Genomic DNA, 25892 nt, shown 5'->3' with positions numbered 1-25892 from the left:
TCCGAGAAAGAGTTAGAGGAGAACCGTGGCTGAGCCCACCGGTGTCGAGACGGCCGTCGAGCCCCAGGTGGAGGAGTTCCCCACCGAGGAGTTCCCTTCCGAGTACACCACCGAGTCCACCGCAAGTGCTGACGCTCCCGTGCGCAAGCCCATCACCACGGGCAACTCGTACGGCACCGGTCGCCGGAAGGAGGCGATCGCCCGCGTGCGCATCGTCCCCGGCACCGGCAAGTGGACGATCAACGGTCGTTCGCTTGACGTCTACTTCCCCAACAAGGTCCACCAGCAGATCGTCAACGAGCCCTTCGTGGTGCTCGGTGCCGAAGAGGCGTTCGACGTCATCGCGCGCATCGACGGCGGCGGCGTGACCGGCCAGGCCGGCGCGCTGCGCATGGGTCTGTCCCGCGCGCTGACGGCGCTGGACGTCGAGACCAACCGTGCGCCGCTCAAGAAGGCCGGCTTCCTCACCCGTGACGCGCGCGCCACGGAGCGGAAGAAGTACGGCCTCAAGAAGGCCCGTAAGGCTCCGCAGTACAGCAAGCGCTAAATTGGCGCGTCTGTTCGGCACCGACGGGGTGCGTGGGGTCGCGGGTCGCGACCTCACGGCCGAGACCGCCATGGCCCTTTCGGTCGCGGCGGCTCACGTCCTCGGCGATGCAGGCGTGTTCACCGCTACTGGCTCTGCCGCTCGTCGGCAACGGCCAGTAGCGGTCGTAGGCCGGGACCCACGAGCTTCGGGAGAGTTTCTCGAAGCCGCTGTGGTCGCCGGCCTCGCGTCGTCCGGAGTGGATGTGCTGCGCCTCGGCGTGCTGCCCACTCCCGCCGTCGCCCATCTCACGGCCGCGCTCGGCGCCGATTTCGGCGTCATGCTGTCGGCCTCGCACAACCCGGCGCCCGACAACGGCATCAAGTTCCTCGGCCGTGGCGGCTTCAAGCTGTCCGACGCGGTCGAGGACGAGATCGAGCGGCGGCTCGACGAGGACTGGGACCGGCCGGTCGGCTCTGCGGTCGGCCGGGTCCGCGACGCCTACGGCGAGGCGGACCGCTACATCTCCCATGTCCTGACGACGGTCAACGGGCAGCTCGACGGGCTGGACATCGTGGTCGACTGCGCTCACGGCGCCGCCCACATGGTCGCCCCGGAGGCGCTGCTGCGGGCCGGGGCCAGGGTGGAGGCGATCGGCGCCAGGCCCGACGGCCTCAACATCAACGCCGGTCACGGCTCCACCCACCTGGACAAGCTGCAGCAGGTGGTCGTCTCACGCGGCGCCGACGTGGGCATCGCCTACGACGGTGACGCCGACCGTTGCCTGGCCGTCGACCACACCGGCGCCATCATCGACGGCGACCAGATCATGGCCGTCCTCGCGGCCGACATGCACGCCAAGGGCAGCCTGGCCAAGGACACCGTGGTCGCGACCGTGATGTCCAACCTGGGCTTCAAGCTGGCGATGCGTGATGCGGGCATCAACGTGATCGAGACCGCCGTGGGCGACCGCTACGTGCTCGAGCGCATGAAGTCCGAGGGCTTCAACCTGGGCGGCGAGCAGTCGGGTCACGTCATCATGCTCGACCACGCCACCACGGGCGACGGGCTGCTCACCTCGCTCCACCTGCTCTCGGTGGTGGCGCGCTCGGGCAGGTCGCTCCGGGAGCTGGCGTCGATCATGACGCCGCTGCCGCAGATCCTGATCAACGTCAAGGACGTGGACCGGGGCAAATCCGCCGCCGACGAGCTCACGGCCGCGGTCGCGGTGGCCGAGGAGGAGCTCGGGGAGACGGGCCGGGTCCTCATCAGGCCGAGCGGCACCGAGCCGATGATCCGCGTCATGGTGGAGGCCTCCTCCAAGGACCAGGCCACCAAGGTCGCCGAGCGCCTCGCGGACGTCGTCCGCGTCGCCTGCGTCTGACACACCCTCCGGGTGCGGCACACCGCACCCGGAGGTCATGCCTGGGCTTCGCCCGTTACTCGTCGCCGGTGAGGGAGAACTTGCGCAGGCGGAGGCCTGCCCAGAAGACCGCGCCGGCCGTGACGATGATCAGGGCTGGGATGGCGAAGCCGAGGGTGACCTTCGCGTCGAGGAACGGTGAGTCGGAGATCTGGGCGGCGATGGCCTGGCCCCACTGCTGGATGGAGAACTTCTGGGCGCCGGTGATGAAGCTGCCGACGAGGGTCTCCCAGACGAGGGCGTAGATGACGCCGATGGCGACGGCGTGCCGGGTGATGACGCCGAGCAGCAGGAAGACGGCGGCGTAGGCGATGCCCGCCACCAGCACCCCGAGGGCGAAGCCGGAGGCGATGCCGTCCTCGTTGCGGACCAGGAGCCAGGCCGCGATGTAGGTGGGCACGGCGGCGAACAGCGCCAGGACCGAGGCCGCCACCAGGAACTTCGTGCCGGCGATGATCGGGCGGGAGATCGGCTTGGACAGCAGGTGGATGATGGTGCCGTCGTCGATCTCGGGGGCTATGACGCCGGTGCCCGCGATGAGCCCGAGCAGCGGCAGCATGGTGGCGATGGCGAACTTGTCCATCAGCAGCAGGGCCGAGCGCTGGTCGGCGCTGCCCACGAAGAGCAGCAGGATGGCCAGGCCGATCAGGGCGAGCGGCAGCAGCAGGAGCAGGAGGATCCTGCGCCTGCCCAGCAGCGCCCGGTAGGTGATGCCTGCGACCACGGTATTCATCAGGTGCTCCTGTTGATCAGGTAGGAGAAGACGCTCTCCAGGTCCTCGTCGGCGGGGGACACCTGGTGCAGTCGTACGCCCTCGGCTCGGGCGACCCGGGGGAGCAGTTGGGCGAAGCGCCGGAACTCGGCGGCCTGAACCTCCAGGCCGTCGGGGCCGAGTGTGACGCCGCCCGCCGAGCTGTCGATGATGAGGGCGGCGGCCAGCTTGCGGTCGTCGCTGGACCGGATCTTGAACAGGTGTGGCCGGTCCGTCATCAGGCGGCGGATCTCGCGGAAGTTGCCGGTGGCCGCGTGTCTGCCCGCGACCAGGACCTCGATCTGCTGGGCGACCCGCTCGACCTCTTCGAGGATGTGCGAGCTGAACAGGATCGTCTTGCCCGCGGCGCCCATGGACCGGATCAGGTCCATCAGGTGCATCCGCTGGCGGGGGTCCATGCCGTTGAAGGGCTCGTCCAGCAGGAGGACCGGCGGGTCGTGGACGAGCGCGGCGGCGACCTTGACCCGCTGGCGCATGCCCTTGGAGTAGGTCTCGACGCGGCGGTCCTTGGGCTCTTCCATCTCCACCGTGGCCAGGGCCTTGCCGGCGGCTCCGGCAGGGTCGGACAGGCCGTGGAGCCTGGCCGCGGACAGGACGAACTGCCAGCCGGTCAGGAAGCCGTAAACGCCCTCCCGTTCCGGGACTAAGCCGATATTGCGGTAGATGTGATGGTTCTTCCACACCTGGGCGCCGTCCAGCGTGACCGTGCCGCCGGACGGGGCCAGGAAGCCGGCCATCATGTGCAGCAGCGTCGACTTGCCGGCGCCGTTGGGGCCGAGCAGGCCGGTGACGCCGGGACCGATCGTCATCGTGACGTCGTTGACCGCGACGACGTTGCCGTACCAGCGCGAGACCTGCGAGAGCTCGATCTTCATCGCGAGGCCGCCTTCCGGTAGCGCAGTGCCAGGACCGCAAGGGCGGCGGCGATGAGGGCCGCCACCAGGAGAGCGGGGACAGGGCCCCCGGGATAGGGGCCTTCGGCGTGGGACGGGGTGCCGAACAGCCAGGACTGCACGGCGTCGACCAGCCAGAACGGGTTGGCCAGCCAGGCCCAGCGGGCCTCGGAGCTGTAGCCCGACATCTCCAGCGTGCCGTAGATGACCGGGACCGCCGCCGAGGACAGCAGATAGGCGGCCATGACGGAGGCGACGCCGAGGCCGCGCCTGGGCGTGAGCGAGGAGATCGCCAGGCCGAAGGTGGACAGCAGCAGCGCCAGGACCAGGGCCATGGCCACGGCGCCGAGGTACTCCCCGGTCCCCGGCGGCCCCGGGAGGTCGATCAGCAGCTCGCCCACGTAGATCAGCGTCAGCGGCACCGCGACCAGCAGGAACAGCGCCGCGGTCATCGCCGCGACCTTGGCGCCGACGTACTCGCCGATGGTGACGGGCCGGGACAGGTAGAGCGGCAGGACGCGGAAGCGCAGGTCGGGGGCGACGACCGTGGGCGCCTGAGCGGCCAGGAAGATCGCCACGACCGCCTGCATGAGAACGGCGAAACCGCTGTAGGCCACCAGGCCCCGCTGCTGGACCAGCGCCATCATCGCGATGGACACGACGGCGGGCAGCAGCATGATGGTGACCAGCGAGAACGGCATGATCTTGCTGCGTGCCGTGCGGCCGAGGCCGAAGATGCCGCGCAGGCTGTGCACGGTCAGGGCTCGCACCGTGTGGCCGCGGCCCAGGCGCGGGCCGTCGTAGTGGCGGTAGCCGATGTCGTAGATCTCAGACATGGGCCGCCTCCTCCCTGAAGACGTCCTCGATGCGGTGCCGGCCCTGCTCCAGGCGGATCAGGCAGAGGTCCAGGTCGGCGGCGGCGTCGCGGACGGCGTCGAACGTCTCGGGGCCGAGCACCTGGACCGCCAGCAGGCGGCCGTGCGGGGTGACGGTCTGGCCGAGCTCGGCCAGGCGGGCCGCGAGCAGGTCGGCGCCGTCCTCGACCTCGACGGTGATGGACTCGGTGGCATGGGTGAACTCGGCGATCGCGGAGGAGCGCAGCAGCCGCCCGGCGTCGATGACGATGACGTGGTCGCAGACGCGCTCCAGCTCGCCGAGCAGGTGGGAGGTGACGAGCACGCTGATGCCGAACTCGGTGCCGATGCGCCTGATCAGCGCCAGCATCTCGTCGCGGCCGCGTGGGTCGAGCCCGTTGGTGGGCTCGTCGAGGAAGATCAGCTTGGGGTCGTGGACCAGTGACTGGGCCAGCTTGACGCGCTGCTTCATGCCGGTGGAGTATCCGCCGATCGCCCGGTAGCGCTCTTCGGCCAGGCCGACGTGGCGCAGCACGTCGGCGGCGCGCTCGCGGGCCGCCGTGCGCGGCAGCCCGGACATCCGGGCCAGATGGACGACGAACTCGGTGGCGGACACGTCGGGCGGCAGGCAGTCGTGCTCGGGCATGTAACCGACGAACCTGCGGATCTCCGCGCCGCGCGTCGCCACGTCCAGGTCGAGCACCTTGGCGGTGCCCTCGGACGCCGGCAGCAGGCCGAGCAGGATCTTGATGAGCGTCGACTTGCCCGCGCCGTTCGCCCCGACGAGGCCGGTGACGCCGGGTCCGACGGTCACCGACAACCCGTCGAGCGCCGTGACGGTGGGGAAGCGTTTGGTCAGCCCCTCGGTAGCGAGGATGTGCATGTCCGGGACCCTACCGGCAGCGATATGGACGCGGCGTCGGTCAAAAGGATGAACGACGTCCTCCCTGGGGCTGGAATTCGCGCTGCGCCCACGGGTGGAGTCCCGGACCTGTCGATCAAACGTTGAATTCTCATTGACTCTGGTCGGCGAAGCTGCCGACCATGCAGATCTACAGGTGCCACGATCACGGCGAGGAGTGCTGGTTCGCCGACATCGACGATCAGGAGTGTGCGGGCAGGTTCGCGACCTACCTGTTCGAGGAGGCTTTCAGGTGCGGCGAAGCCGTACCCGCGTGACGGCGTGGTCGGCGCCCTTGTGCATGACCAGGTCGGCGCGGCCCCGGGTGGGGGCGATGTTCTCGATCAGGTTGCGTTCGTTGATGTCGCGCCAGACGTTGACCGCGAAGGCGGTGGCCTCCTCGTAGGACAACTCGGCGATGTGACGGAAGTAGGACTTGGGGTCCTCGAAGGCGGTGCGACGGAGCTTGTGGAAGCGGTCGACGTACCAGTTGCGGATGTTCTCGACCTTGGCGTCCACGTAGATGGAGAAGTCGAAGTAGTCGTTGACCGCCAGTGAGGTGGGCGGGGCCGGCTGGAGGACGTTGAGTCCCTCGATGATCAAAATATCGGGACATTTCACGATCTGCGCCTCGCCGGGGACGATGTCGTACTCAAGGTGGCTGTAGACCGGAGCGCGCACCTCGCGCGCGCCCGCCTTCACCTCGGCCACGAACCGCACCAGCCCCCTGCGGTCATAGCTCTCCGGGAAGCCCTTGCGGTGCATGATGCCCTTGGACTCCAGCACCGCGTTGGGGTAGAGGAAGCTGTCGGTCGTGATCAATTCCACGTGTGGGTGCTCGGGCCACCTGGCCAGCAGCGTGTGCAGCAGTCGCGCCGTGGTCGACTTGCCGACCGCGACACTGCCCGCGATGCCCAGGATGTACGGAACTCGCTGTTCGGCGTGGCCCAGGAACGCGCTCAGCACGCTGCTGCGCTCCTTGGAACCGGTGAAATGGAGGTTCAGCAGCCGCGTCAGCGGCAGGTAGATGTCGGTGACCTCGGTGAGGTCGATGGGGTCGTCGACGCCTCGTAGCTCTTCGAGCTCTTCCGCCGTGAGAGTCAAGGGCGTGTTCTTGCGGAGTTCGCTCCACTGCTCCCTGCTCAGTTCAACGTAGCCGTTGTTCACCTTGGCAGCGTAGCGACGGCGTCACAGCCGGGCTCCGGCCGGGGGTGGAGGGGGATATCCACAGGCTGTGGATGAAAACGGGGGATTACCGATAGTCAGTTCGGGGAAAGGGGGCCGCCCGGTCGAATCGTCGGCATGTCGACGGGCCTGCGGCTAATGTGCCATAGCAAACTCACCTGGAGGCCATGTGGACCGTCGTCGTTTCCTCACCCGCACGGCCACGATCGCCGCCGGGATCGCCGGGCCGTTCGCGGGCGTCGCCTGCGCGGGAGCCCAGGGAGGCGCCAGGCCGGCGCCCGGATACGGGCGGCTGCGGCCGGTGCGGGACCAGCGTGACGGCGTGGTCAGGCTCCACCTGCCGGACGGCTTCAAGTACAGGTCGTTCAACGCGGCGGGGGAGAAGTTCTCCGACGGCAGCGCCGTGCCGGGCCGGCACGACGGGATGGCCGCGTTCGCCGGGCCGCGCGGCAGCGCGATCCTGGTCCGCAACCACGAGGTCAACGGCCCCGTGGGGGCCTTCGGCGACCGGGCCAGGGCCTACGACCCGATGGCCGGGGGCGGCACCGCCACCCTGCGGGTGAGCCGCTACGGCGAGGTGCTCAAGAGCCTGCCGTCGCTGAACGGCACCATGATGAACTGCTCGGGCGGCCCCATGCCGTGGGGCGCCTGGGTGAGCTGCGAGGAGACCGTCAACGGCCCCGACGTGGGCGACGACCACACCGGCGGCGACAACTCCAAGCTCACCGAGAAGCACGGCTACATCTTCGAGGTGCCGCTCAAGGGCCGGGCGACCGCCAGGCCGATCAGGTCCGCGGGCCGGTTCGCGCACGAGTCGGTGGCGTTCGACCCCCAGACCGGCACCCTCTACCTGACCGAGGACAACTTCGGCTTTCCCTCGGGTTTCTACCGGTACATCCCGCCGCGGCATCCGGCGCAGGCGGGCCGCCTGCTCGACGGCGGCAGGCTCCAGATGCTCGCCGTCAAGGGCAGGAAGCGCGCCGACCTCTCGGTGGGCCACCCGCCGGGCGCCGCCTTCGGCACCGAATGGGTGGACATCGACGAGCCCGACCCGTCCTTCACCGGCAGACCGTCGAACGACCACGCCGTCCAGGCGGTCGGCAAGCAGGGCCGGGCCGCGGGCGGGGCGATCTTCTCCAGGCTCGAAGGCGCCGTCTACCACCAGGGGACCGTCTATTTCGTCTCCACCCAGGGCGGGGACACGGCGCCGGGCGACACCCCGCCGGACGGATTCGGCAAGGGCAGGGGACAGGTGTGGGCGTACGAGACGTGGAGCGGCAGGCTCAAGCTCGCCTACCAGTCGCCGCGCGCGGCGACGCTGGACCTGCCGGACAACGTGACCGTCAGCGGACGCGGGACGCTGGTGCTGTCCGAGGACGGTGAGGGCGACAACTACCTGCGCGGGCTCACCCGCGCGGGCGGCGTCTTCGACTTCTGCCGCCTCGCCCCGGTCGCGGGTGACGCGGGGGCGGAGTTCGCGGGCTCCACGTTCGGGCCCGGCGGCCACACCCTGTACGTGAACGTGCAGTCCAAGCAGGGCCGGTCCTTCGCCATCTGGGGTCCTTGGCAGCGAGGCGCTTTCTAGCTGGTTAGCCTGGTGGGATGATCCTGGGCATCGGCGTGGACGTCGTGGACATCGCGCGCTTCGAGGCCGCGCTGGAGCGGACGCCGGCGCTGCGCGAGAGGCTGTTCACCGAGATCGAGCGGCCGCTGGCGACACACTCCCTGGCCGCCAGGTTCGCGGCCAAGGAGGCCGTCGCCAAGGCCCTGGGCGCCCCGAAGGGCCTCGGGCACCTGGAGGCCGAGGTGCGCTGCGACGAGAGCGGCAAGCCCGAGCTGCACGTGAGCGGCAAGGTCGCCGAGGCCGCCTACGGGCTCGGGGTGAAACGCTGGCACGTCTCACTCAGCCATGACGGCGGTGTGGCGATGGCTTACGTGATCGCCGAGGGATAGCTTGGTGCAGGTGATCGCCGCCTACTCCGCCGACCAGATCAGGGCCGCCGAACAGGCGCTGATGGCACGACTGCCCGAGGGCACGCTGATGCTGCGCGCCGCGACGGGCCTCGCCGCCGTCTGCGCCGGCCTGCTCGGCAAGGTGTACGGCAGCCGCGTCGTGCTCCTCGTGGGCAGCGGCGACAACGGCGGCGACGCCCTCTACGCCGGCGCCGTGCTGGCCCGGCGCGGGGCCAGGGTCGAGGCCGTGCTCGCCGGCTCCAGGACGCACCAGGCGGGGCTGCGCGCCCTCCAGGAGGCCGGCGGGGTGGTCGCGGGCGAGGACGCCGTCGGTGCGGCCGACCTCATCGTCGACGGACTGGTCGGGATCGGCGCGTCCGGCGCGCTGCGCGAGCCCTACGCCCGCCTCGCCGAGGCCGCCAACGCCGCCCCGGGCCCGGTCGTCGCCGTGGACGTGCCCAGCGGGGTGGACGCGAGCAGCGGGCGGGTGGCGGGCGCGGCCGTGCGGGCGCTGCTCACGGTGACGATGGGGGCCCGCAAGACCGGTCTGCTCGTCGATCCGGGAGCCGCCTTCGCGGGCCGGATCGAGCTGGTCGACATCGGGCTCGACGCCTACCTGCCCGGCCCGGACGCCACCGCGCTGACCCGCGCCGAGGTCGCCGGGCGGCTGCCGCGACCCGGCAACGAATCCGACAAGTACCGCAGGGGCGTGGTCGGCATCGCCGCCGGCAGCGACCAGTACACCGGCGCCGCCGTGCTCGCCGTGGGCGGCGCGCTGCGTGCCGGCGCGGGCATGGTGCGTTACGCCGGTCCGAGCCGCCCGGCGGCGCAGGTGCGCGCCCGCTGGCCGGAGGCGGTCATCACCGAGCTGGACGAGCCGTCGATCGACGGCGTCGGCCGCGTGCAGGCGTGGGTGCTCGGCCCCGGGCTCGGCACCGGCCGCTGGGCGCGCGAACTGGTCGCCAGGGTGCTCGCCTCGGACGTGCCCGTGCTGGTCGACGCCGACGGCCTCAACCTGGTGGCCAAGGACGTCGCGTCGCTGCGCCGTACCAGCCCGGTCCTGATCACCCCGCACGCGGGCGAGCTGGCGCGGCTGACCGGAGCCGGCCGCGCCGAGATCGAGGCGGGCAGGCTGGAGCACGCCCGTGCGGCGGCGACCGGTCTCGGCGTCACGGTGCTGCTCAAGGGGTCCACCACGGTCGTGGCCGAGGAGGGCTCGCCGGCGCGGGTCAACGGCACCGGCACGCCCTGGCTGGCGGCGGGCGGCACCGGAGACGTGCTGTCCGGCGTCGCGGGCTCGCTGCTCGCCCAGGGGCTGAGCTGCTACGACGCCGGGTCGTGCGGCGCCTATCTGCACGGGCTGGCGGCCCGGATCGCGGCCCGTGGCGCGCCGCTCACCGCGGCCGAGGTGGCCGAGGCGGTGCCGGCCGCCATCCGGGCGCTGAGCGGCGAAACCTCGCTCGACCACGCGCACGAACTGACAGACTGGTAGGTATGGACAACCCGATGGCGACGCCCGCGCAGGCGCGGGTCGACCTGGCCGCGATCAGGCACAACGTGGCGCTGCTCAAGGAGCGCGCCGGGGGCGCCGAGCTGATGGCCGCCGTCAAGGCCGACGCCTACGGGCACGGGCTCGTGCCCTCCTCCCGGGCCATGCTGGCGGGCGGGGCGGCCATGCTCGGCACCGCGTTCATCGCCGAGGCCCTGGAGCTGCGCGCGGGCGGGATCACCGCGCCGGTGCTGTCGTGGCTCATCACGCCGGAGGAGCCGCTCGACGAGGCGCTCCAGGCCGGCATCGAGCTGTCCGCCTCCGACGAGCGGCTGCTCGACGAGATCGCCGCCGCCGCCCGGCGCACCGGGCGCACCGCCCGCACCCACCTGGAGGCCGACACCGGCATGAGCCGGGGTGGCGCGCCGCTCGCCGCCTGGCCCGGCCTGCTGCGCCGGGCGCTGGAGCTGCAGGCCGAGGGCGCCGTCGAGATCGCCGGGCTCTGGTCGCACTTCGCCTGCGCCGACATCCCCGGGCACCCGGCGATCGACGCGCAGCTGGAGGCGTTCGAGACGGCACTGAAGCTGGCGGAGCAGGCGGGGGCCGCCGGATCCCACGTGATCAGGCACCTGGCCAACTCCGCCGCCACCATGACCCTGCCCAGATCCCACTACGACCTCGTCAGATGCGGCATCGCCGCCTACGGCCTCAGCCCGATCCCCGAGCAGGGCGACTTCGGGCTCAGACAGGCGATGACCCTCGTGGCGCGGATCGCGATGGCCAAGCGGGTCCCGGAGGGCTCCGGCGTCTCCTACGGGCACCTTTACGTCACCGATCGCGAGACCACGCTCGCCCTGGTGCCGCTCGGCTACGCCGACGGGATACTCCGGCACGCGACGGGGAAGGCCGAGGTGCTGGCCGGCGGCCGCCGGAGGCTCGTGACGGGCCGGGTCTGCATGGACCAGTTCGTGCTCGACATGGGCGACGACCCCATGGTCGCGGGCGACGAGGTCATCCTGTTCGGGCCGGGCACCCAGGGCGAGCCGACCGCTCAGGAGTGGGCCGATAACCTCGGCACCATCACGCATGAGATCGTGACCAGGATCGGATCGCGGGTGCCGCGGGTGTACGAAGGATGGGGTCCATGACGACCACAACACGCCGAAAGGTCGGAATCGCCGGCGCGATCGTCGGCGCCGCCTCCGCCGGGGTGGCCGCGGCGGCGCTGGCCAAGCGCTACGCCGTGGGCCGGATCAGGCTGCGGCCGGACCTTGAGGCGAACGAGCCGTTCGGCGAGCTCGGCGGCACCGAGCACACCCTGACCACCTCCGACGGCAAGGCGCTGCACGTCGAGGTCGACGGCCCGCAGGACGCCCCGCTGACGATCGTGTTCTGTCACGGCTACTGCCTCAACCTGGAGTCCTGGCACTACCAGCGCAAGGACCTGCGCGACACTCACCGCATGGTGCTCTGGGACCAGCGCTCCCACGGCCGCTCGCAGCGCGGCGCGGCCGACGACAGCACGATCGACCGGCTCGGCGAGGACCTGGCCGAGGTGATCGAGCGGTTCGTGCCGGGGCCGTGTGTGCTCGTCGGCCACTCCATGGGCGGCATGACCGTCATGGCGCTCGCCGACCGCCGGCCCGAGCTGTTCGGCGACCGGATCCGGGGCGTCGCGCTGATCGCCACCTCGGCCGGCAAACTGGCCGAGCTGACCCTAGGGCTGCCCGCCCTGGTGTCGAAGGTCGTCCACAAGGTGGCGCCCACGACGGTGTCCCTCCTGGGCCGCAGGGGCGCGCTGGTCGACCGCACCCGCGACGTGGGCAGCGACATCGCCTTCCTGATGACCCGCTACATGGGCTTCGGCGACTCACGCAACATCAGCCCCACCCTGGTCGACTTCGCCGAGTCCATGATCAGGGGGACGCCGACCGAGGTCGTCGCCGACTTCTACCCCGCGCTGATGAACCACGACAAGCTGTCGGCGCTGCACGTGCTCGACCCGATCCCGACGGCGATCGTGGTGGGCGACAAGGACTGGCTGACACCGCCCGACCACAGCAGGGCGATGGCCGAGGCGCTGCCCAAGGCGCAGCTCACCGAGGTGCCCGACACCTCCCACCTGATCCAGCTGGAGCGCCCCGGGGTGGTCAACGACGCGCTGCGCGACCTGATCAAGCAGGTGGAGATCCAGTGAGACTTCCCACCGCGGAGGAGATGCGCGCGTACGGCACCCGCCTGGCGGCCCTGCTCAGGCCGGGCGATCTGCTGGTCCTGTCCGGCCCGCTCGGCGCCGGCAAGACCACGCTGGTGCAGGGCGTGGGCGAAGGGCTCAAGGTGCGGGGGCCGATCACCTCGCCCACCTTCGTGATCGCCAGGGTGCACCCGTCGCTGTGCGGCGGGCCGCCGCTCGTGCACGCCGACGCCTACCGGCTCGGCGGCGACCTCGAAGTGGACGACCTCGACCTCGACGCCTCCCTGGAGGAGTCGGTGACGGTCGTCGAGTGGGGCGAGGGTCTGGTCGAAGGACTGTCCGAGGAGCGGCTGGAGATCCACATCGACCGCGAGGCCGGCGACGAGGCGCGGACGGTCACGTTGCGCGGCGTCGGACCCAGATGGGCGGGCGTGAAGGTGGACGACACGCCGTCTGAAACGGACTAAGAGTAAAACCGCCACCAAGCCCCGATCATCCTGTCACCCTTGACGCGACTCGCCGATGCCAGGAAACATGATCATTGGTAAGGGTTGGCCCAGAAATTCTGGGTATTCAGGAGGGGCGGCATCCATAGTTTGATGGATGCTTGGTGAAAGACGGCGGAGTGGGGTGCGACGGGTGCTCAGGGTCAGGCGAGTCGCGTACGCGGGAGCCATCGTCATGATCGGCCTCGTGGGATGCGCGGCGGAGGCACAAACACCACCGGCGAGTTCGGGAAGCCCGACCGCGACGGCCAGCCCCACAGCCAGCGTCACGGCCACCACGTCGGCCGGCCCCACGGCGACCGCCACCCGGCAGGCCATCTCGGTCCAGCTCAACCCCGACAGCGTCACCGCCGGCGAGACCTCGACCGTGTGGATCCTGGCCAACTGCCCCGAGCCCTCGGGCGGCCCCGCCCACACCGGCACCGCCACCTCCAGAGCCTTCCTGTCCGGGGTCTCGTTATCCCCGGCCACGTCCGCGACCGCCACCCCGGCCGCCACCGGCTCGCCCTCCGGCGCGTGGGTGCGCGGCCAGGCCCAGGTCTCCGGCACCGTCAAGCGCGGCTCCTACCCCGTGGACGTCAAGTGCGACGGCACCAACCACGTCGGCCGGGCCACCCTGAGAGTCACCCGAGCCGACCCGCTGCCCAGTGACGTGCCCACCAGGGCGCCCAGGGCGGGCGGCGGCGGCACCTTCGGCCAGGAGGTCGACGAAGGCTCCTCCATCCCGCTCGGCGGCGTCGGCCTGGCGCTCGGCCTGGCCATGGCCGTCGGGATCGGGGTGGCGGTCAAGCGCCGCAGCCGGTCCTAGCGATGGCGCGTCCCGGGCGGGTGGTGCTCGCCGGCGCCGTGACCGGGCTGGTGCTGGTCGCCTTCGGCAAGAGCATGCAGTCCACCCCCGAGACGGCGGCCGCCATCGTGCCGAAGAGCATCGAGATCGCCTCGATCGACATCGAGGCCCCGCTGATGAAGCTCGGGCTCAAGGACGGCGAGGTCGAGCTGCCGCCCTACGAGAAGCCCGAGATGGCCGGCTGGTACACCGGCAGCGCCGTGCCGGGCGAGAAGGGCGCCTCGGTGATCGTCGGCCATGTCGACACCAAGACCGCGCCGGCCGTGTTCTACAAGCTCAGGAACGTGCGCAAGGGCGAGATCGTCAAGGTGGAGCGCAGCGACGGCAAGGTCGTCACGTACAAGGTCGACGACGTCGAGCAGGTCCACAAGGACGACTTCCCGCTCAGGCGGGTGTACGTCGACGACGGGCTCAAGCTGGTGACCTGCGGCGGCAGGTTCGACCGCGCCGCGGGCGAGTACCTCGACAACATCATCGTCTACGCCTCCCGCGCCTGAAATTCGGTTGCGCGCTCCGGGAGCATGGGGTGCATGAGCGTCGACACCAGCCCGCCCGCGGCGGGAGCCCGAGTCCCGTGGGCCGAGGTGCACCCGGGCGTGCGCGCCGCGGTCGAGAAGCTGCTCGGCGGGCCCGTGGCCGAGGCGGTCACGCAGCAGGGCGGGTTCTCCCCGGCGGCGGCGGTGCGGCTGCGCGGGGCCGACGGACGCCGGCTCTTCGTCAAGGCCGTCGGCCCCGAGCCGAACCCCGAAGCCGTCCGCATCTACCGCGCCGAGGCCCGGATCGCCGCCGCGCTCCCCGCCTCGGTCCCGGCTCCCCGCCTGCTCACCAGCTTCGAGGTCGACGGCTGGGTGGTGCTGGCGTTCGAGGACGTCGAGGGCCGCCACCCGGCGCTGCCGTGGCGCCGTGACGAGCTCGACCGGGTCAGGTCGGCGGTCGAGCGGATGTCCGCCGAGCTGACGCCGTCCCCGATCGACGCGCCGCCGATCGCGGAGGCGTTCGGCGCCTCCTTCCACGGCTGGCGCGGGCTGTGCGCCGGGGACGCCACCGGGCTGGACCCGTGGGCGCTGCGCCACCTTGACGCGCTGGCCGGGCTGGAGTCCGGCTGGGCCGAGGCGGCGGCGGGCGACACACTTTTGCACGGTGACGTGCGGGCCGACAACGTCCTGCTCACCCCCGAGCGCGTCTACGTCGTGGACTGGCCGTGGGCCTGCGTGGGCGCGCCCTGGTTCGACGTGGTGGCCATGCTGCCGTCCATCGGCATGCAGGGCGGGCCGCCGCCGCACGAGCTCTTCTCCGACCCGGATCCCGGCGTCACCAAGGTGATCGCCGCGCTCACCGGCTATTTCGTCAGCCAGGGCCGGCAGCCGCCCCCGCCGGGCCTGCCCACGCTCAGGGCGTTCCAGCGGGCGCAGGGCGTCGTCGCGCTGGAGTGGCTCAGGCGACGAACCGGCTGGGTCTGACCTGCGCTGCGGGTAGGCTAGTCAGTCGTGCTGGTCCTGGCTTTCGATACCGCTACCCCCGCCGTCACCGCCGCGCTCCACGACGGGGAGCGAGTGCTCTCCGAATCCACCACGATCGACGCCCGGCGTCACGGCGAGCTGCTGGCGCCGACCGTCGAGCGGGTGCTGGCGGAAGCGGGCGTGTCGCTGCGTGACGTCACCGCCGTGGTCGCGGGCAGCGGCCCCGGCCCCTACACCGGCCTGCGGGTCGGGCTGATGACCGCGCAGGGCCTGGCCACCACGCTCGGCGTGCCGGCCTACGGCATCTGCACCCTCGACGCCGTCGCCTTCGGCAGCGGCCTGGACGAGCCGTTCCTGGTCGCCACCGACGCGCGGCGCAAGGAGGTGTTCTGGGCCCGCTACGCCGACCGGCGCACCAGGCTCGACGGCCCGTCCGTCGCCCGGCCCGCCGACGTCCCCGTCGACGGGCTGCCGGTGGTGGGCGCCGGCGCCGGGCTCTACCCCGAGACACTCGGCCAGGCACACGACCCCGCCTATCCGTACGCCGGCTTCCTGGCCGCGCTCGCGGCCGAGCGCATCGCGGCGGGGACGCCGCTCGACCAGCCGCACCCGGTCTACCTGCGCCGGCCCGACGCGGTCGTGCCCGGCGCGCCCAAGAGGGTGACGGCGTGAAGCTGCGGCCGATGACCGTGGCCGATCTGCCGGTCGTGATGGCGATCGAGAGGGCGACGTTCCCGTACGACGCGTGGAGCGAGGGCATGATGCGCGGCGAGCTCGCCGATCAGCCGCGCACCAGGCACTACGTGGTGGCCGAGGCCGACAGCGAGATCGTCGCCTACGCGGGGCTGGCCGTCGCCGCCGACCAGGCCGACGTGCAGACCATCGCGGTGCTGGAGTCCCACCGCGGCACCGGCATCGGCGGCGCGATGCTGGCCGAGCTGCTGCGGGAGGCGCGGGAGCGGGGCGCACGGGAGGTCTTTCTGGAGGTCCGGGAGGACAATCCGGTCGCTCGTGGCGTCTACCAGCATTTCGGGTTCGAGGAGATCGGCGTCCGGCGCCGCTACTACGACGACGGCACCGATGCGATCATGATGAGGAGAAAGCTGGATGGCTGACGCACCGCTGGTCCTGGGCATCGAGACGTCCTGCGACGAGACCGGCATCGGGATCGTCACCGGTCACACCCTGCTGGCCAACACGATCGCCTCCAGCATGGACGAGCACGCCCGCTTCGGCGGCGTGGTGCCCGAGGTGGCCTCGCGAGCCCACCTGGAGGCGATGACGCCCACCGTGGAGGCGGCGCTGGCCCAGGCCGGGCTGAAGTTCTCCGACATCGACGCGATCGCGGTCACCGCCGGGCCGGGGCTGGCCGGCGCGCTGCTGGTCGGCGTGGCCGCGGCCAAGGCCTACGCGCTCGGCCTCGGCATCCCCCTCTACGGCGTCAACCACCTGGCCGCGCACGTCGCGGTGGACCAGCTGGAGCACGGGCCGCTGCCCAAGCCGTGCATCGCCCTGCTGGTGTCGGGCGGCCACTCCTCGCTGCTGCTGGTGCCCGACGTGGCCCAGGACGTCATCTCGCTCGGCTCCACCGTGGACGACGCGGCGGGGGAGGCGTTCGACAAGGTGGCGCGGGTGCTCGGGCTGCCGTTCCCGGGCGGCCCCTACATCGACAAGGCCGCCACCTCGGGCTCCGGCACCGCGGTCGCCTTCCCCCGGGGCAAGATGGACGACGGCACGCTCGACTTCTCCTTCTCAGGGCTGAAGACCGCCGTCGCCCGCTGGGTGGAGGCGCGCGAGTCGGCGGGGGAGCGCATCCACGTGCCGGACGTGGCGGCCTCGTTCCAGGAGGCGGTGGTCGACGTGCTGACCCGCAAGGCGCTGCAGGCCTGCCGCAAGTACGACGTGGGCGACCTGCTGATCGGTGGCGGTGTGGCGGCGAACTCGCGGCTGCGCGCCCTGGCCCAGGAGCGGTGCGACGCGGCCGGCGTACGGCTGCGCGTCCCCCGCCCCGGGCTGTGCACCGACAACGGCGCCATGGTCGCCGCGCTGGGCTCCGACCTGGTGGCGGCCGGTGTCACCCCGTCGTCGCTGGAGATCCCCGCCGACTCCTCGATGCCCATCACGACGGTCCACGTCTGAGCCTGCCCATCACGACGGTCCACGTCTGAGTCTGCCCGTCGCGGCTCTCAGTCCTTGGCGCGGGTGGGCCGCAGGAGGGCCTCGGCGAGGGCCAGCATGGTCTCCTCCAGGGCGCCGAGGCGCTTGTTGAGGTCGGCGGTGGCGGGCTCGACGATGCCGGTCACCGTCTCGGTCACCGTCTCGGCCAGCGCCTCGCGGTCCGGGCGGGAGCTGACCGCCTCGGTGAGCGCGGCGGCCGCCTCGGCCAGGCGCTCGGCGTGGTCGGCCCGGTGGGAGTCGAGCAGCTCGCCGAGGCGCTCGTCGATGGCCAGCGCTTCGGGGAGCTGGCCGATGCGGCGGCCCACGGATTCCAGCGTCTCGCCGACCTGCTCGGAGTGGGTGGTGAGGCCGGTCAGGTGGGCGTCGAGGCCGTCGACCCGGGTGGTCAGGTGTTCCTCGGCCGCCTCCAGCCGCTCGTCCAGGGACTTCAGATGCGTGTCCAGGCCGTTGAAGCGGTCCTCGTCGCGGGCGGCGGTCTCGGTCAGGTGCTCGTCGAGGGCGTCGAAGCGCCCGTCGTGACCGGCCAGGCGGGCGTCCAGCTCGTCGTTCATGGAGACGAGCCGGGTGTCCACGGACGTCAGCCGCGAGTCCACACCCTGCAGGCGGGTGCCGAGGTCGGTCAGGGACCTGTCGGCGCTCTCGAAGCGGTTGTCGACGCCGGCCAGGCGGGTGCCGAGGTCGGTCAGGGACTCGTCGGCGCTCTCGAAGCGGTTGTCGACGCTGGTCAGGCGGGAGTCGATGGCGACCAGCCGGCCGTCGACCTTGTCGACCCTGCTGTCGACGCGCCCCGAGAGGTCGTGCACGCGGCCGGCGAGGCGCTGCTCGGTGTCGTCGAGCCGGGCGCCGAGGGACTGCTCGGTGTCGTCCAGGCGGCCGGTCAGGCGCTGCTCGACGGCGTCCACCTTGACGCTGACCCGGTCCGTCGAGGCGGTGAGCTGCTCGGCGGTCGCGGCCAGCCGCTCGTCGAAGCTGTCGGACAGGTCCAGCACCACCCCCTCGACGCGGTCGGTGCGGGCGTTGAGCTCCGCCAGTGACTTGTCGATCCGGTTGAACCGGCCGGCGGCGACCTCCATGCCGGCGCTCACCTGGGCGAGCCTGGTGGTGAAGTCGCCCATCCGCCGGGTCATGCCGTCGGTCACCTCGAGCACCGACTGCAGCCGGCTGAGCGTCTCCTCGACCCCCTCGCTCACGACGCTGAGATCGGCGCGCAGCTTCGGCAGCTCCAGGACCGGGTGCACGCGCTCGTGCACCGACTCCACCCGGGAGTCGACGCCGTCGACCTGTTCGCCGACGGCGTCGACGTGGTCGCGCACCGCCTCGACGTGCTGGGCCAGTCCTTCGGCCCACATCGGCGGCTTGGCGGCGATGTCGTCGAGGCGTCCGCTCACCGTCTCAAGGGTGCCGCTGAGACCTCCCAGCTCGCGCTCGCGCACCTCGCGAAGAAGCCACTCCATCCCCTCAAGCCGCTGGCGGATCTCGTCGAGGACGGCTCCCTGCGTGCGCTGCTCGTACACGTGATCCTGCGCGGCACGCGCCAGCAGCTCCCGCATCCTGTCGGAGATGGCGGTCTGGCCGCCTGCTTGCAGAAGGGTGGTGTGGTTCGAATGATCCACCGAAAGGCTCCTTCGCTCGTCGACGGTCTGCCGCGTAGCGAGTCCGGTTTGCGAAATGGAAGAAGGAGAACACGGCTCACCGCGATAGGGGGAGAACTCCCGCCCGCCACCATAGCCTTTCGATCAAGGTCCGTCAGGGGCGAGAGAGAACGTCGTGCTTATCGATGAATCGCCCTGCTTTGTCATTTATGCAGGTGGGGTGGGGTCACAGATGATGACTGACGGCCGGTCCATAATCCTGGTCAGGATGATTACGGTGGATTTATCGCCGGAAAGTCGGAGGTCGCGGCGCAGGCGCTCGATATCTACCGCCGAGCCGCGCTTTTTGATGGTGACATTTCCGATTTGGCGGTCGCGGAGTGCGGTGCGGAGGCGTTTGAGTGAGAAGGGCAGCACCTCGTCGACTGCGTACCTCGCGGCCCAGGGGGTGTCGATCGGCTCGTCGCCGGAGATGTAGGCGATCATCGGGTCGGGGAGCCGGCCGTGCACCAGCTCGGCCACCTCGCCGACGAGATGCGCGCGGATGGCGGCTCCGTCGGGCTCGTACACATAACGCCCGACCGGTCCCGTGGACGCCCGTACGCCGGTGGCGGCCAGGCTGTGCGGGCCGGGCAGCAACGTGGCCCGCCTGCCGATCCGCTCCTCACCCGCCTCGCTCTCGCCCGTCCCGCTCCCGCCCGTCCGCTCGGCCGCGTCGGCCGGACGGCCGACCCAGAGGGTGGCCTCCTTGACCTCGCCCCGGTACGACACCCACTCGGCCTCGGCGTCATCGGGGATGAACTCGTACGGGATCCCCGGGGCCGCCTTGAGGCAGGCGCGCCGCGACCTGGACACCAGATCCAGCACCACCGGCCAGGGCGGGGAGTAGGCCAGGGGGTCGAACGTCCTGCCCCTGGAGGTGCGGCGCGCGGGGTCGGCGAACAGCACGTCGTACGCCTCTGGCGTAATCGACGCGGCGTCGGCCAGGGTGACCGTGACCCGGTCGGCGAGGCCGAGCGCCTCGGCGTTCGCCGTGGCGACGGCGACGGTCAGCGGGTCGGTGTCCACCGCGTCCACGGTGCAGCCCGCGCGGGCCAGCGCCACCAGGTCGCCGCCGATGCCGCAGCACGCGTCCACCACCCGCAGGCCGGTCCCGGCGGCCAGGCGGCGGGCGCGGTGCTCGGCCACCTCGGCGCGGGTCGCCTGCTCCAGGCCGTGCGGCGTGAAGTACATCCGCGCCGCGTCCGCGCCGAACTTCGCCCTCGCCCGGTCCCTGAGCCCGGCCTGGGTGAGCGCGGCCGAGGTGAGGGCGGCGTCGTAGGTCCTGCGCAGCTTCGTGGCGGCCACGACCGGGTCGGCGCCCACGAGCTCCTCGGCCTCGCCGAGCGCCCGCAGGCCGCGCGGCGTCAGCAGCTCACGAAAGGCCTCAAGGTCCACGACATACGACGTTAGCGCCCGCACCGGACCCGCCGGTCCGCCGTACTTCCTGGAGGTCGCGAGCCGGTGCGGCGCGCCGACGTGACGTGCGGGGGGATCGTCCCGAATGCCCCTAGGCTGGGACTCCAGGCAGTGCGCCAACCTGGGGTCACCTCGGGGAAGACTTGGGTCCCTGATCGCTCTCAGCAGACGAGTTCGTGTTGACTGTCAAGCCCCTCTTGCATATGTTTCCTGTTGGCACTCTCCCCTTGAGAGTGCCAATGTGCGACGAGGCAGGTCTGGCACCCGCGACGGCAGGCCCCGCTGGTCGCCTCTTCTAGATCATTCAAATCTGAAGGGGAGGTCCGATCGTGACGACCGCCACCAAGGTTCCCGTTAAGCCGCTCGGCGACCGCATTGTGGTTCAGCCGCTTGAGGCAGAGCAGACCACCGCTTCCGGTCTGGTCATCCCGGACACCGCCAAGGAGAAGCCGCAAGAGGGCAAGGTCCTCGCGGTGGGTCCCGGCAACTGGGATGAGGACGGCGACAAGCGGATTCCGCTCGACGTCAGTGAGGGCGACATCGTCCTCTACAGCAAGTACGGCGGCACCGAGGTCAAGTACGGCGGCGAGGAGTACCTCGTGCTCTCCGCCCGCGACGTTCTCGCGATCATCGAGAAGTAAGCCGGTTGTGTCGGGGCCCCGGGCGCATACCGCGTTCGGGGCCTTCGACGCCAGGAGAGGACTCTCAGCAAAATGGCGAAGATCCTGGAATTCGACGAGAACGCCCGCCGCGCGCTTGAGCGCGGCGTCAACGCCCTCGCGGACGCCGTAAAGGTTACCCTCGGCCCCCGTGGCCGCAACGTCGTCATCGACAAGAAGTTCGGTGCACCGACGATCACGAACGACGGCGTGACCATCGCTCGTGAGATCGAGCTGGAGGAGCGTTACGAGAACCTCGGCGCCCAGCTCGCCAAGGAAGTTGCCACCAAGACCAACGACGTCGCAGGTGACGGCACCACCACCGCGACCGTCCTGGCCCAGGCGATGGTCCGCGAGGGCCTGCGCAACGTGGCCGCCGGCGCCTCGCCGCTGTCGCTCAAGCGCGGCATCGACCAGGCCGCCAGGGCCGTCAGCGACAAGCTGCTCGCCAGCGCCCGTCCGGTCGAGGACAAGAAGGAGATCGCCAATGTCGCGACGATCTCCGCGCAGGACGCCCAGATCGGCGAGCTGATCGCCGAGGCGTTCGACAAGGTGGGCAAGGACGGTGTGCTCACCGTCGAAGAGTCCAACGCCATGGGCATGGAGCTCGAGTTCACCGAGGGCCTGCAGTTCGACAAGGGCTACCTGTCGGCCTACATGGTCACGGACTCCGAGCGCATGGAGGCCGTCCTGGAGGACGCCTACATCCTGCTCACCCAGGGCAAGGTCTCCTCCATCGCGGACTTCCTGCCGCTGCTGGAGCAGATCGCGCAGAGCAAGAAGCCGCTGCTGGTGGTCGCCGAGGACGTCGAGGGCGAGGCCCTGGCCGTTCTGGTCACCAACAAGATCCGCGGCACCTTCACCTCTGTCGCCGTCAAGGCCCCCGGCTTCGGCGACCGCCGCAAGGCGATGCTGCAGGACATCGCCATCCTCACGGGTGGCCAGGTCGTCAGCGAGGAGATCGGCCTCAAGCTGGAGAACGTCGGTCTGGAGGTGCTCGGCACCGCCCGTCGCATCGTCGTCACCAAGGACGCCACGACCATCGTCGACGGCGCCGGTGACGCCAAGGCCATCGAGGACCGGGTCAAGGAGATCAAGCTCGCGATCGAGCAGTCGGACTCCGACTGGGACCGCGAGAAGCTCCAGGAGCGCCTGGCCAAGCTCGCCGGCGGTGTGTGCGTGCTGCGTGTCGGCGCGGCCACCGAGGTGGAGCTCAAGGAGAAGAAGCACCGCCTCGAGGACGCGATCTCCGCGACGCGCGCCGCGATCGAGGAGGGCATCGTCTCCGGCGGTGGCTCCGCGCTGATCCACGTCTCCAAGGAGCTCGACGACCTCGGCCTCACGGGCGACGAGGCCACCGGTGTCGCCATCGTGCGCCGCTCGCTGGTCGAGCCGTCCCGCTGGATCGCCGAGAACGCCGGCCTTGAGGGTTACGTCGTCACGCACAAGATCGCCGAGCTCAAGCCCGGTCACGGCCTCAACGCCGCCACCGGCGAGTACGGCGACCTGCTCTCGCAGGGCGTCATCGACCCGGTCAAGGTCACCCGCTCGGCCGTCCAGAACGCCGCCTCCATCGCGGGCATGCTGCTCACCACCGAGGTTCTCGTGGTGGACAAGCCCGAGGATGAGGAGGCCTCCGCCGGCCAGGGCCACGGCCACGGCCACGGCCACTAGCCCCACCCGCACCACCGCACGGCCCGTACCGATACGTCGGCGCGGGCCGTACGCGTTTCCGCACGCGTTCCCGCGGTGACGGGCCCGGCCTGAACCGCCGCACCGCCGCACGGCCAGCTCCGAGCTCTGGACGCGGGCCGTACGCGTTTCCGCGGTGACCGGCCTTGCCTGCACCGCGTACGGCTCGCTCCGATCCCTCGGTGCGGGCCGTACGTGTTTCTACAGCCACTGGCCTCACCGCATGGCGGTACGAGTTCCTGCGGTGAGTGAGTCGTCGGTGGCGCGCTCGTCCCGCGCCTGGGGTGCCCGGCCTGGTTCGGTGGTCCGGGACAGGCACTCGTGTGGTCTCTGCCGGGTGAGCGGGTCTGTGGGCCGCGAGGGCGCGCCCTGAGGGGCTGGAGCCGGAGTCAGTACCGGAGCCGGACACCGGCCGGTCGGAGGGCGGTATGTCATGTAGCGCAGGTTGTTGTGTTGTGGGGGAACTTGGGGAAAGAATGCGGGTTTATTGGAGTAAACCTGAAGTAGGTGTTAAGCGTCTGCATCTGACGAATGTCGTGCATTTCGGGTTATGAGGTGAAATATCTTGCCAGGTAGAAAGGCTTAGTGTTGTCGTGCGATTACTGACGGTTATCGTCTCTTCAATGTGACCAATCCGTAGCCGTTCGCGATGACGACAGGCCGGATCAGTGCGGGCATCATGCCTAACGTGAGCGAGGGAAGCGTCGCCGACGCCAAAATTGGGGTAAGGCTCGCGTCGAGACTTCCGGCACGGACGGATGACTCCGACCTTAGGGAACTAACGAGCCTCGCTGTGCAGGGGGATCGCAGTGCGATCGAATCCTTGCTCGGCGAGTTGCGTCCGATGGTGGTGCGGTATTGCCGCGCCAGGCTGGGCCGCGTTACCGGGCAATATCACATTGCCGATGACGTCGCCCAGGAGGTGTGCATCGCGGTCCTGTCCGCGCTGCCGCGTTACAGGGACATGGGGAGGCCCTTCGCGTCCTTCGTGTTCGGGATCGCCTCGCACAAGGTGGCCGACGCGTTGCGCAGTTCCGTGCGCTCGGCCGTACCCACTCAGGATCTTCCGGACGGGCCCGACGACGGGCCGGGGCCGGAGGAGACGGTGGTCCGCTACATCGAGGTGGAGCACGCGCGCCGGCTGCTCGCCCGGCTGCCGCCGAATCAGCGGGAGTTGCTGCTCTTGCGGGTGGTGTCGGGCCTGTCGGCGGAGGAGACGGGTAATGTACTCGGCATGTCACCAGGTGCCGTCCGGGTCGCCCAGCATCGGGCGCTGGCCAGGCTGAGGCAGATGGCCGAGCTGGAGTCGGCTTGACGCCAGAGGAAGAGAGCGACGCGCTGCTCGACGCGCTCGCCGCGGGGGAGTCACCCGACTGCCGGGATCCCGCGGCTCGGGTGCTCGCCGTCCTGCGCGGCGACGTGGTCGATCAGCGGGGCTCCGGTGACCGGGTCCATCAGGGGCGCTCCGGCGACGTGGTCGGTCCGGGGTGCGCTGAGGACGCGGTCGGTCAGCGGCGCTCTTCGGTGTCGATGACGCCGTCGACGTAGCCTCTGGCGTACTCCCAGCTGACATATTCGTCCGGGTCCGGGAAGTACGCCGGCTCGTGCACCTGGGGCCGGCCGAGCTCGATCATCTGGCGCAGGTTGCCGCGCAGCAGGTCCCAGTCGAAGAAATGCTGCTCACCGCATTCGGGGCAGTCGAGCACGAGGCCGAGGACCCCCTGCGGCTCCAGCACCGAGCGAAAGACCTCGACGTCCGCCAGGTCGGTGACCGCCTCGTCCCGCTCGGCGGCGGTGAGAGGCTCGGTGTCGTCGAGCTCGCCCATCGCCGAGGACGGGTCGTCAGGGTCGTCCGCGAACGGGTCGCGGGGGACGTCTTCCAGCACCTTCCCACCATATGACCGAAGCGGTGCCGGCGGCGGTCATTGACGCAGCCAGCCGCGCCTGGCGGCCTCCACACCTGCGTGAAAGCGTGATTGAGCGCCCAGTTCGGACATGGCGTCGGCGAACCGCGCGCGCACCGTACGGACCGACACGCCGAGGTGGCGTGCGATGGATTCGTCGCACATGCCCTGTGCGGCCAGTCGCAGCACCTGCACCATGCCGCCGCCCTCGCGGCCCGACGGCAGCCACGGCAGGGGCATGGCGCGCCCCCACAGCTCGTCGAACAGGGAGTGCAGCATGCCCACCACGATGGGGGTGCGCATCAGATAGAAGTTGTAGGCGTGGTCGGGCAGGTTGCCGCCCCACAGGGCGGGCAGGCCGGCCGCGTCCGGGCCCGCCGCGACGAACCAGCTCGGCACCTGGTCGAGCGTGCGCACCTGGCCGCCCGCCTCGATCATGCGGGTGAGCTGGTCGCGTACGCCGGGGAGCACCAGGGTGCCGACCGGGATGACCACCCGCACGAGCAGCAGCCCCTGCCGCTGAGCGTTGATCCACGTGTCGGCGTACTTGCGGGCGAAGTCGATCATGGTTCGCTCGTCCGGGATGGCGCTCAGCAGCGTCATCGGCGGCGCCTGCACCGCCATGCCCACGACGCTCTCGTACAGCACGTCGGCCCCGCTGACCAGCTCCACGGGAAAGGGGCCGCTCTGGTAGTCGCGACCGGCGTCGTAGTCGCGGATCAGGCCCCGGATCGAGCCGAGCGCGGAGTCGATCCGGCGGCTCTCCTCGGCGAGGCGGTCGAGCCGCTCGGCGATCAGCCGGCCGAGCGCCGCCGCCGGATGCCTGGCGAGGTACTCGCCCGACTCCTCGTCCACCACGCCGAGCCTGACGAGATCGTCGAGCTCCCTGCCGACCTTCTCTACCGGATCGTCCATGGCCGCGGCGAGCTCGCTGCTGGTGGCCCGGTGCAGGCGCAGCACGGCTGCGTAGAGGGCCGTCTGAGTGGGGCCCAGGCCCAGCGTCTCAAGCGGCTCGGGCATGGTCTGATGCTCGCTGCGCATGGTGTCGGGCTCCGTTGGGGGGACAGGCGTGCCGCGAGAATAACCCGGCATTTCCCACTTGTCCGCTCCTTGCGAGGGACTCATCGGTACGGCGTGCAGCTTAGTGCAATTGCACGTTTTCACGTTGCGCTGTGCCGTTGCGTAACTCAGGCTTAACTCTGCGTCGGCACCCCGAGGGGCCGGGCAGCGCCGGCCATCAGGACGCGGAGGGGGGTTCGGTGGCGTGAGGCGCGTGCTCGGCCCGGTGCCGGTGGCCGGAGGTGGGACGGTGACACCGACCGTCCCACCTTCCGGCGCGTGACGATGCCGGGAGTACGACGGGCCGTGGGGGTCATCGTCCTCCCGGCATCACATGCGTTTGGACG

The 25892-nt window shown here is 70.8% G+C and carries 28 protein-coding genes; 19 read left to right on the top strand and 9 right to left on the bottom strand.

Going from position 1 to position 25892, the window contains the following annotated elements; genetic code table 11:
• Positions 1 to 25 precede the first annotated feature (25 nt).
• Both rpsI and glmM read left to right on the top strand, forming a co-directional pair.
• Positions 26 to 547, top strand: coding sequence for a 30S ribosomal protein S9 (gene rpsI, locus ACTMTF_RS35365; RefSeq protein WP_189141211.1), 522 nt, complete (start codon positions 26 to 28; stop codon positions 545 to 547).
• Position 548: 1 nt separating this feature from the next.
• Complete coding sequence (gene glmM / locus ACTMTF_RS35360) at positions 549 to 1910, top strand: phosphoglucosamine mutase (RefSeq protein ID WP_441114574.1); 1362 nt, start codon at positions 549 to 551, stop codon at positions 1908 to 1910.
• 55 nt (positions 1911 to 1965) lie between these two features.
• Here the strand turns inward: glmM and ACTMTF_RS35355 are convergent, their stop codons facing one another.
• From ACTMTF_RS35355 to ACTMTF_RS35340, 4 genes are read right to left on the bottom strand one after another with little or no spacing between them, the layout of a single operon-like run.
• Complete coding sequence (locus ACTMTF_RS35355) at positions 1966 to 2682, bottom strand: ABC transporter permease subunit (RefSeq protein ID WP_441114573.1); 717 nt, start codon at positions 2680 to 2682, stop codon at positions 1966 to 1968.
• Positions 2682 to 3596, bottom strand: a complete 915-nt coding sequence (locus ACTMTF_RS35350; RefSeq protein ID WP_441114572.1) for an ABC transporter ATP-binding protein — start codon at positions 3594 to 3596, stop codon at positions 2682 to 2684. Before ACTMTF_RS35350 ends, ACTMTF_RS35355 begins: the two co-directional genes overlap by 1 nt.
• Positions 3593 to 4450 (bottom strand): ABC transporter permease, encoded by an 858-nt coding sequence (locus tag ACTMTF_RS35345; protein ID WP_441114571.1) that lies wholly within the window; start codon positions 4448 to 4450, stop codon positions 3593 to 3595. Before ACTMTF_RS35345 ends, ACTMTF_RS35350 begins: the two co-directional genes overlap by 4 nt.
• Positions 4443 to 5351, bottom strand: coding sequence for an ABC transporter ATP-binding protein (locus ACTMTF_RS35340; protein WP_441114570.1), 909 nt, complete (start codon positions 5349 to 5351; stop codon positions 4443 to 4445). The genes ACTMTF_RS35345 and ACTMTF_RS35340 overlap by 8 nt, the downstream gene beginning before the upstream one ends.
• A gap of 161 nt (positions 5352 to 5512) precedes the next feature.
• Here ACTMTF_RS35340 and ACTMTF_RS35335 point away from each other — a divergent pair, with 161 nt between their 5' ends.
• Positions 5513 to 5647, top strand: coding sequence for a hypothetical protein (locus tag ACTMTF_RS35335; protein WP_397007920.1), 135 nt, complete (start codon positions 5513 to 5515; stop codon positions 5645 to 5647).
• Here ACTMTF_RS35335 and coaA read toward each other — a convergent pair.
• Positions 5619 to 6536: a type I pantothenate kinase gene (gene coaA, locus ACTMTF_RS35330; RefSeq protein ID WP_397007922.1), complete on the bottom strand. Its 918-nt coding sequence runs from the start codon at positions 6534 to 6536 to the stop codon at positions 5619 to 5621. The two genes, ACTMTF_RS35335 and coaA, sit on opposite strands and share 29 nt — an antisense overlap.
• 187 nt (positions 6537 to 6723) lie before the next feature.
• On the opposite strand from coaA, the gene ACTMTF_RS35325 reads away from it, so the two are divergent.
• From ACTMTF_RS35325 to tsaD, 12 genes are all read left to right on the top strand, one after another.
• Positions 6724 to 8139, top strand: a complete 1416-nt coding sequence (locus ACTMTF_RS35325; RefSeq protein WP_441114569.1) for a PhoX family protein — start codon at positions 6724 to 6726, stop codon at positions 8137 to 8139.
• Between the two features lie 17 nt (positions 8140 to 8156).
• On the top strand, positions 8157 to 8507 hold the full coding sequence (locus ACTMTF_RS35320; protein WP_397007926.1) for a holo-ACP synthase: 351 nt from the start codon (positions 8157 to 8159) through the stop codon (positions 8505 to 8507).
• Between the two features lie 10 nt (positions 8508 to 8517).
• Positions 8518 to 9999 carry an NAD(P)H-hydrate dehydratase gene (locus ACTMTF_RS35315; RefSeq protein ID WP_441114588.1) on the top strand — a complete coding sequence of 494 codons (1482 nt, stop codon included), beginning with the start codon at positions 8518 to 8520 and terminating at the stop codon, positions 9997 to 9999.
• A gap of 14 nt (positions 10000 to 10013) precedes the next feature.
• A complete protein-coding gene (gene alr / locus ACTMTF_RS35310) occupies positions 10014 to 11144 on the top strand; it encodes an alanine racemase (RefSeq protein ID WP_397008825.1) in 1131 nt (376 codons plus the stop codon).
• Positions 11141 to 12193: an alpha/beta fold hydrolase gene (locus ACTMTF_RS35305; RefSeq protein WP_397007928.1), complete on the top strand. Its 1053-nt coding sequence runs from the start codon at positions 11141 to 11143 to the stop codon at positions 12191 to 12193. The genes alr and ACTMTF_RS35305 overlap by 4 nt, the downstream gene beginning before the upstream one ends.
• Positions 12190 to 12657, top strand: a complete 468-nt coding sequence (gene tsaE / locus ACTMTF_RS35300) for a tRNA (adenosine(37)-N6)-threonylcarbamoyltransferase complex ATPase subunit type 1 TsaE (protein WP_441114568.1) — start codon at positions 12190 to 12192, stop codon at positions 12655 to 12657. Before ACTMTF_RS35305 ends, tsaE begins: the two co-directional genes overlap by 4 nt.
• 172 nt (positions 12658 to 12829) lie before the next feature.
• Positions 12830 to 13504: a hypothetical protein gene (locus tag ACTMTF_RS35295; RefSeq protein ID WP_441114567.1), complete on the top strand. Its 675-nt coding sequence runs from the start codon at positions 12830 to 12832 to the stop codon at positions 13502 to 13504.
• A 2-nt stretch (positions 13505 to 13506) separates the two neighbouring features.
• The gene (locus ACTMTF_RS35290) at positions 13507 to 14040 is read left to right on the top strand and encodes a class F sortase (RefSeq protein WP_441114566.1); all 534 of its coding nucleotides are present in this window, start codon (positions 13507 to 13509) and stop codon (positions 14038 to 14040) included.
• 33 nt (positions 14041 to 14073) lie between these two features.
• Positions 14074 to 15003 (top strand): phosphotransferase, encoded by a 930-nt coding sequence (locus ACTMTF_RS35285; protein WP_441114565.1) that lies wholly within the window; start codon positions 14074 to 14076, stop codon positions 15001 to 15003.
• Positions 15004 to 15030: 27 nt separating this feature from the next.
• Positions 15031 to 15675 carry a tRNA (adenosine(37)-N6)-threonylcarbamoyltransferase complex dimerization subunit type 1 TsaB gene (gene tsaB / locus ACTMTF_RS35280; protein ID WP_441114564.1) on the top strand — a complete coding sequence of 215 codons (645 nt, stop codon included), beginning with the start codon at positions 15031 to 15033 and terminating at the stop codon, positions 15673 to 15675.
• Positions 15676 to 15686: 11 nt separating this feature from the next.
• Positions 15687 to 16118: a ribosomal protein S18-alanine N-acetyltransferase gene (rimI, locus tag ACTMTF_RS35275; protein WP_441114587.1), complete on the top strand. Its 432-nt coding sequence runs from the start codon at positions 15687 to 15689 to the stop codon at positions 16116 to 16118.
• Positions 16111 to 17142 carry a tRNA (adenosine(37)-N6)-threonylcarbamoyltransferase complex transferase subunit TsaD gene (gene tsaD, locus ACTMTF_RS35270; RefSeq protein WP_397007942.1) on the top strand — a complete coding sequence of 344 codons (1032 nt, stop codon included), beginning with the start codon at positions 16111 to 16113 and terminating at the stop codon, positions 17140 to 17142. The genes rimI and tsaD overlap by 8 nt, the downstream gene beginning before the upstream one ends.
• A 47-nt stretch (positions 17143 to 17189) precedes the next feature.
• Here the strand turns inward: tsaD and ACTMTF_RS35265 are convergent, their stop codons facing one another.
• Both ACTMTF_RS35265 and ACTMTF_RS35260 read right to left on the bottom strand, forming a co-directional pair.
• On the bottom strand, positions 17190 to 18794 hold the full coding sequence (locus tag ACTMTF_RS35265; RefSeq protein WP_441114563.1) for a hypothetical protein: 1605 nt from the start codon (positions 18792 to 18794) through the stop codon (positions 17190 to 17192).
• A gap of 186 nt (positions 18795 to 18980) precedes the next feature.
• The gene (locus ACTMTF_RS35260; RefSeq protein ID WP_441114562.1) at positions 18981 to 20210 is read right to left on the bottom strand and encodes a class I SAM-dependent methyltransferase; all 1230 of its coding nucleotides are present in this window, start codon (positions 20208 to 20210) and stop codon (positions 18981 to 18983) included.
• A gap of 350 nt (positions 20211 to 20560) precedes the next feature.
• On the opposite strand from ACTMTF_RS35260, the gene groES reads away from it, so the two are divergent.
• The 4 genes from groES (at position 20561) to ACTMTF_RS35240 (ending at position 24130) form a co-directional block, all read left to right on the top strand.
• The gene (groES, locus tag ACTMTF_RS35255) at positions 20561 to 20872 is read left to right on the top strand and encodes a co-chaperone GroES (protein ID WP_043623565.1); all 312 of its coding nucleotides are present in this window, start codon (positions 20561 to 20563) and stop codon (positions 20870 to 20872) included.
• A gap of 72 nt (positions 20873 to 20944) precedes the next feature.
• Positions 20945 to 22564 carry a chaperonin GroEL gene (gene groL, locus ACTMTF_RS35250; RefSeq protein WP_441114561.1) on the top strand — a complete coding sequence of 540 codons (1620 nt, stop codon included), beginning with the start codon at positions 20945 to 20947 and terminating at the stop codon, positions 22562 to 22564.
• A gap of 697 nt (positions 22565 to 23261) precedes the next feature.
• Positions 23262 to 23897 carry a sigma-70 family RNA polymerase sigma factor gene (locus tag ACTMTF_RS35245; protein WP_189141441.1) on the top strand — a complete coding sequence of 212 codons (636 nt, stop codon included), beginning with the start codon at positions 23262 to 23264 and terminating at the stop codon, positions 23895 to 23897.
• Positions 23894 to 24130 (top strand): hypothetical protein, encoded by a 237-nt coding sequence (locus ACTMTF_RS35240; protein WP_441114560.1) that lies wholly within the window; start codon positions 23894 to 23896, stop codon positions 24128 to 24130. The genes ACTMTF_RS35245 and ACTMTF_RS35240 overlap by 4 nt, the downstream gene beginning before the upstream one ends.
• Here the strand turns inward: ACTMTF_RS35240 and ACTMTF_RS35235 are convergent.
• A complete protein-coding gene (locus ACTMTF_RS35235) occupies positions 24091 to 24468 on the bottom strand; it encodes a DUF5319 family protein (RefSeq protein WP_397007952.1) in 378 nt (125 codons plus the stop codon). The genes ACTMTF_RS35240 and ACTMTF_RS35235 overlap by 40 nt on opposite strands.
• A 36-nt stretch (positions 24469 to 24504) precedes the next feature.
• Positions 24505 to 25527 carry a LuxR C-terminal-related transcriptional regulator gene (locus tag ACTMTF_RS35230; RefSeq protein ID WP_441114559.1) on the bottom strand — a complete coding sequence of 341 codons (1023 nt, stop codon included), beginning with the start codon at positions 25525 to 25527 and terminating at the stop codon, positions 24505 to 24507.
• Positions 25528 to 25892 lie beyond the last annotated feature (365 nt).

The sequence above is a fragment of the Nonomuraea sp. ZG12 genome, assembly GCF_052068115.1.
Taxonomy (GTDB): domain Bacteria; phylum Actinomycetota; class Actinomycetes; order Streptosporangiales; family Streptosporangiaceae; genus Nonomuraea.
The sequence above is the reverse complement of the archived record's forward strand: the minus strand, read 5'-3'. Positions and strand labels throughout refer to the sequence as shown.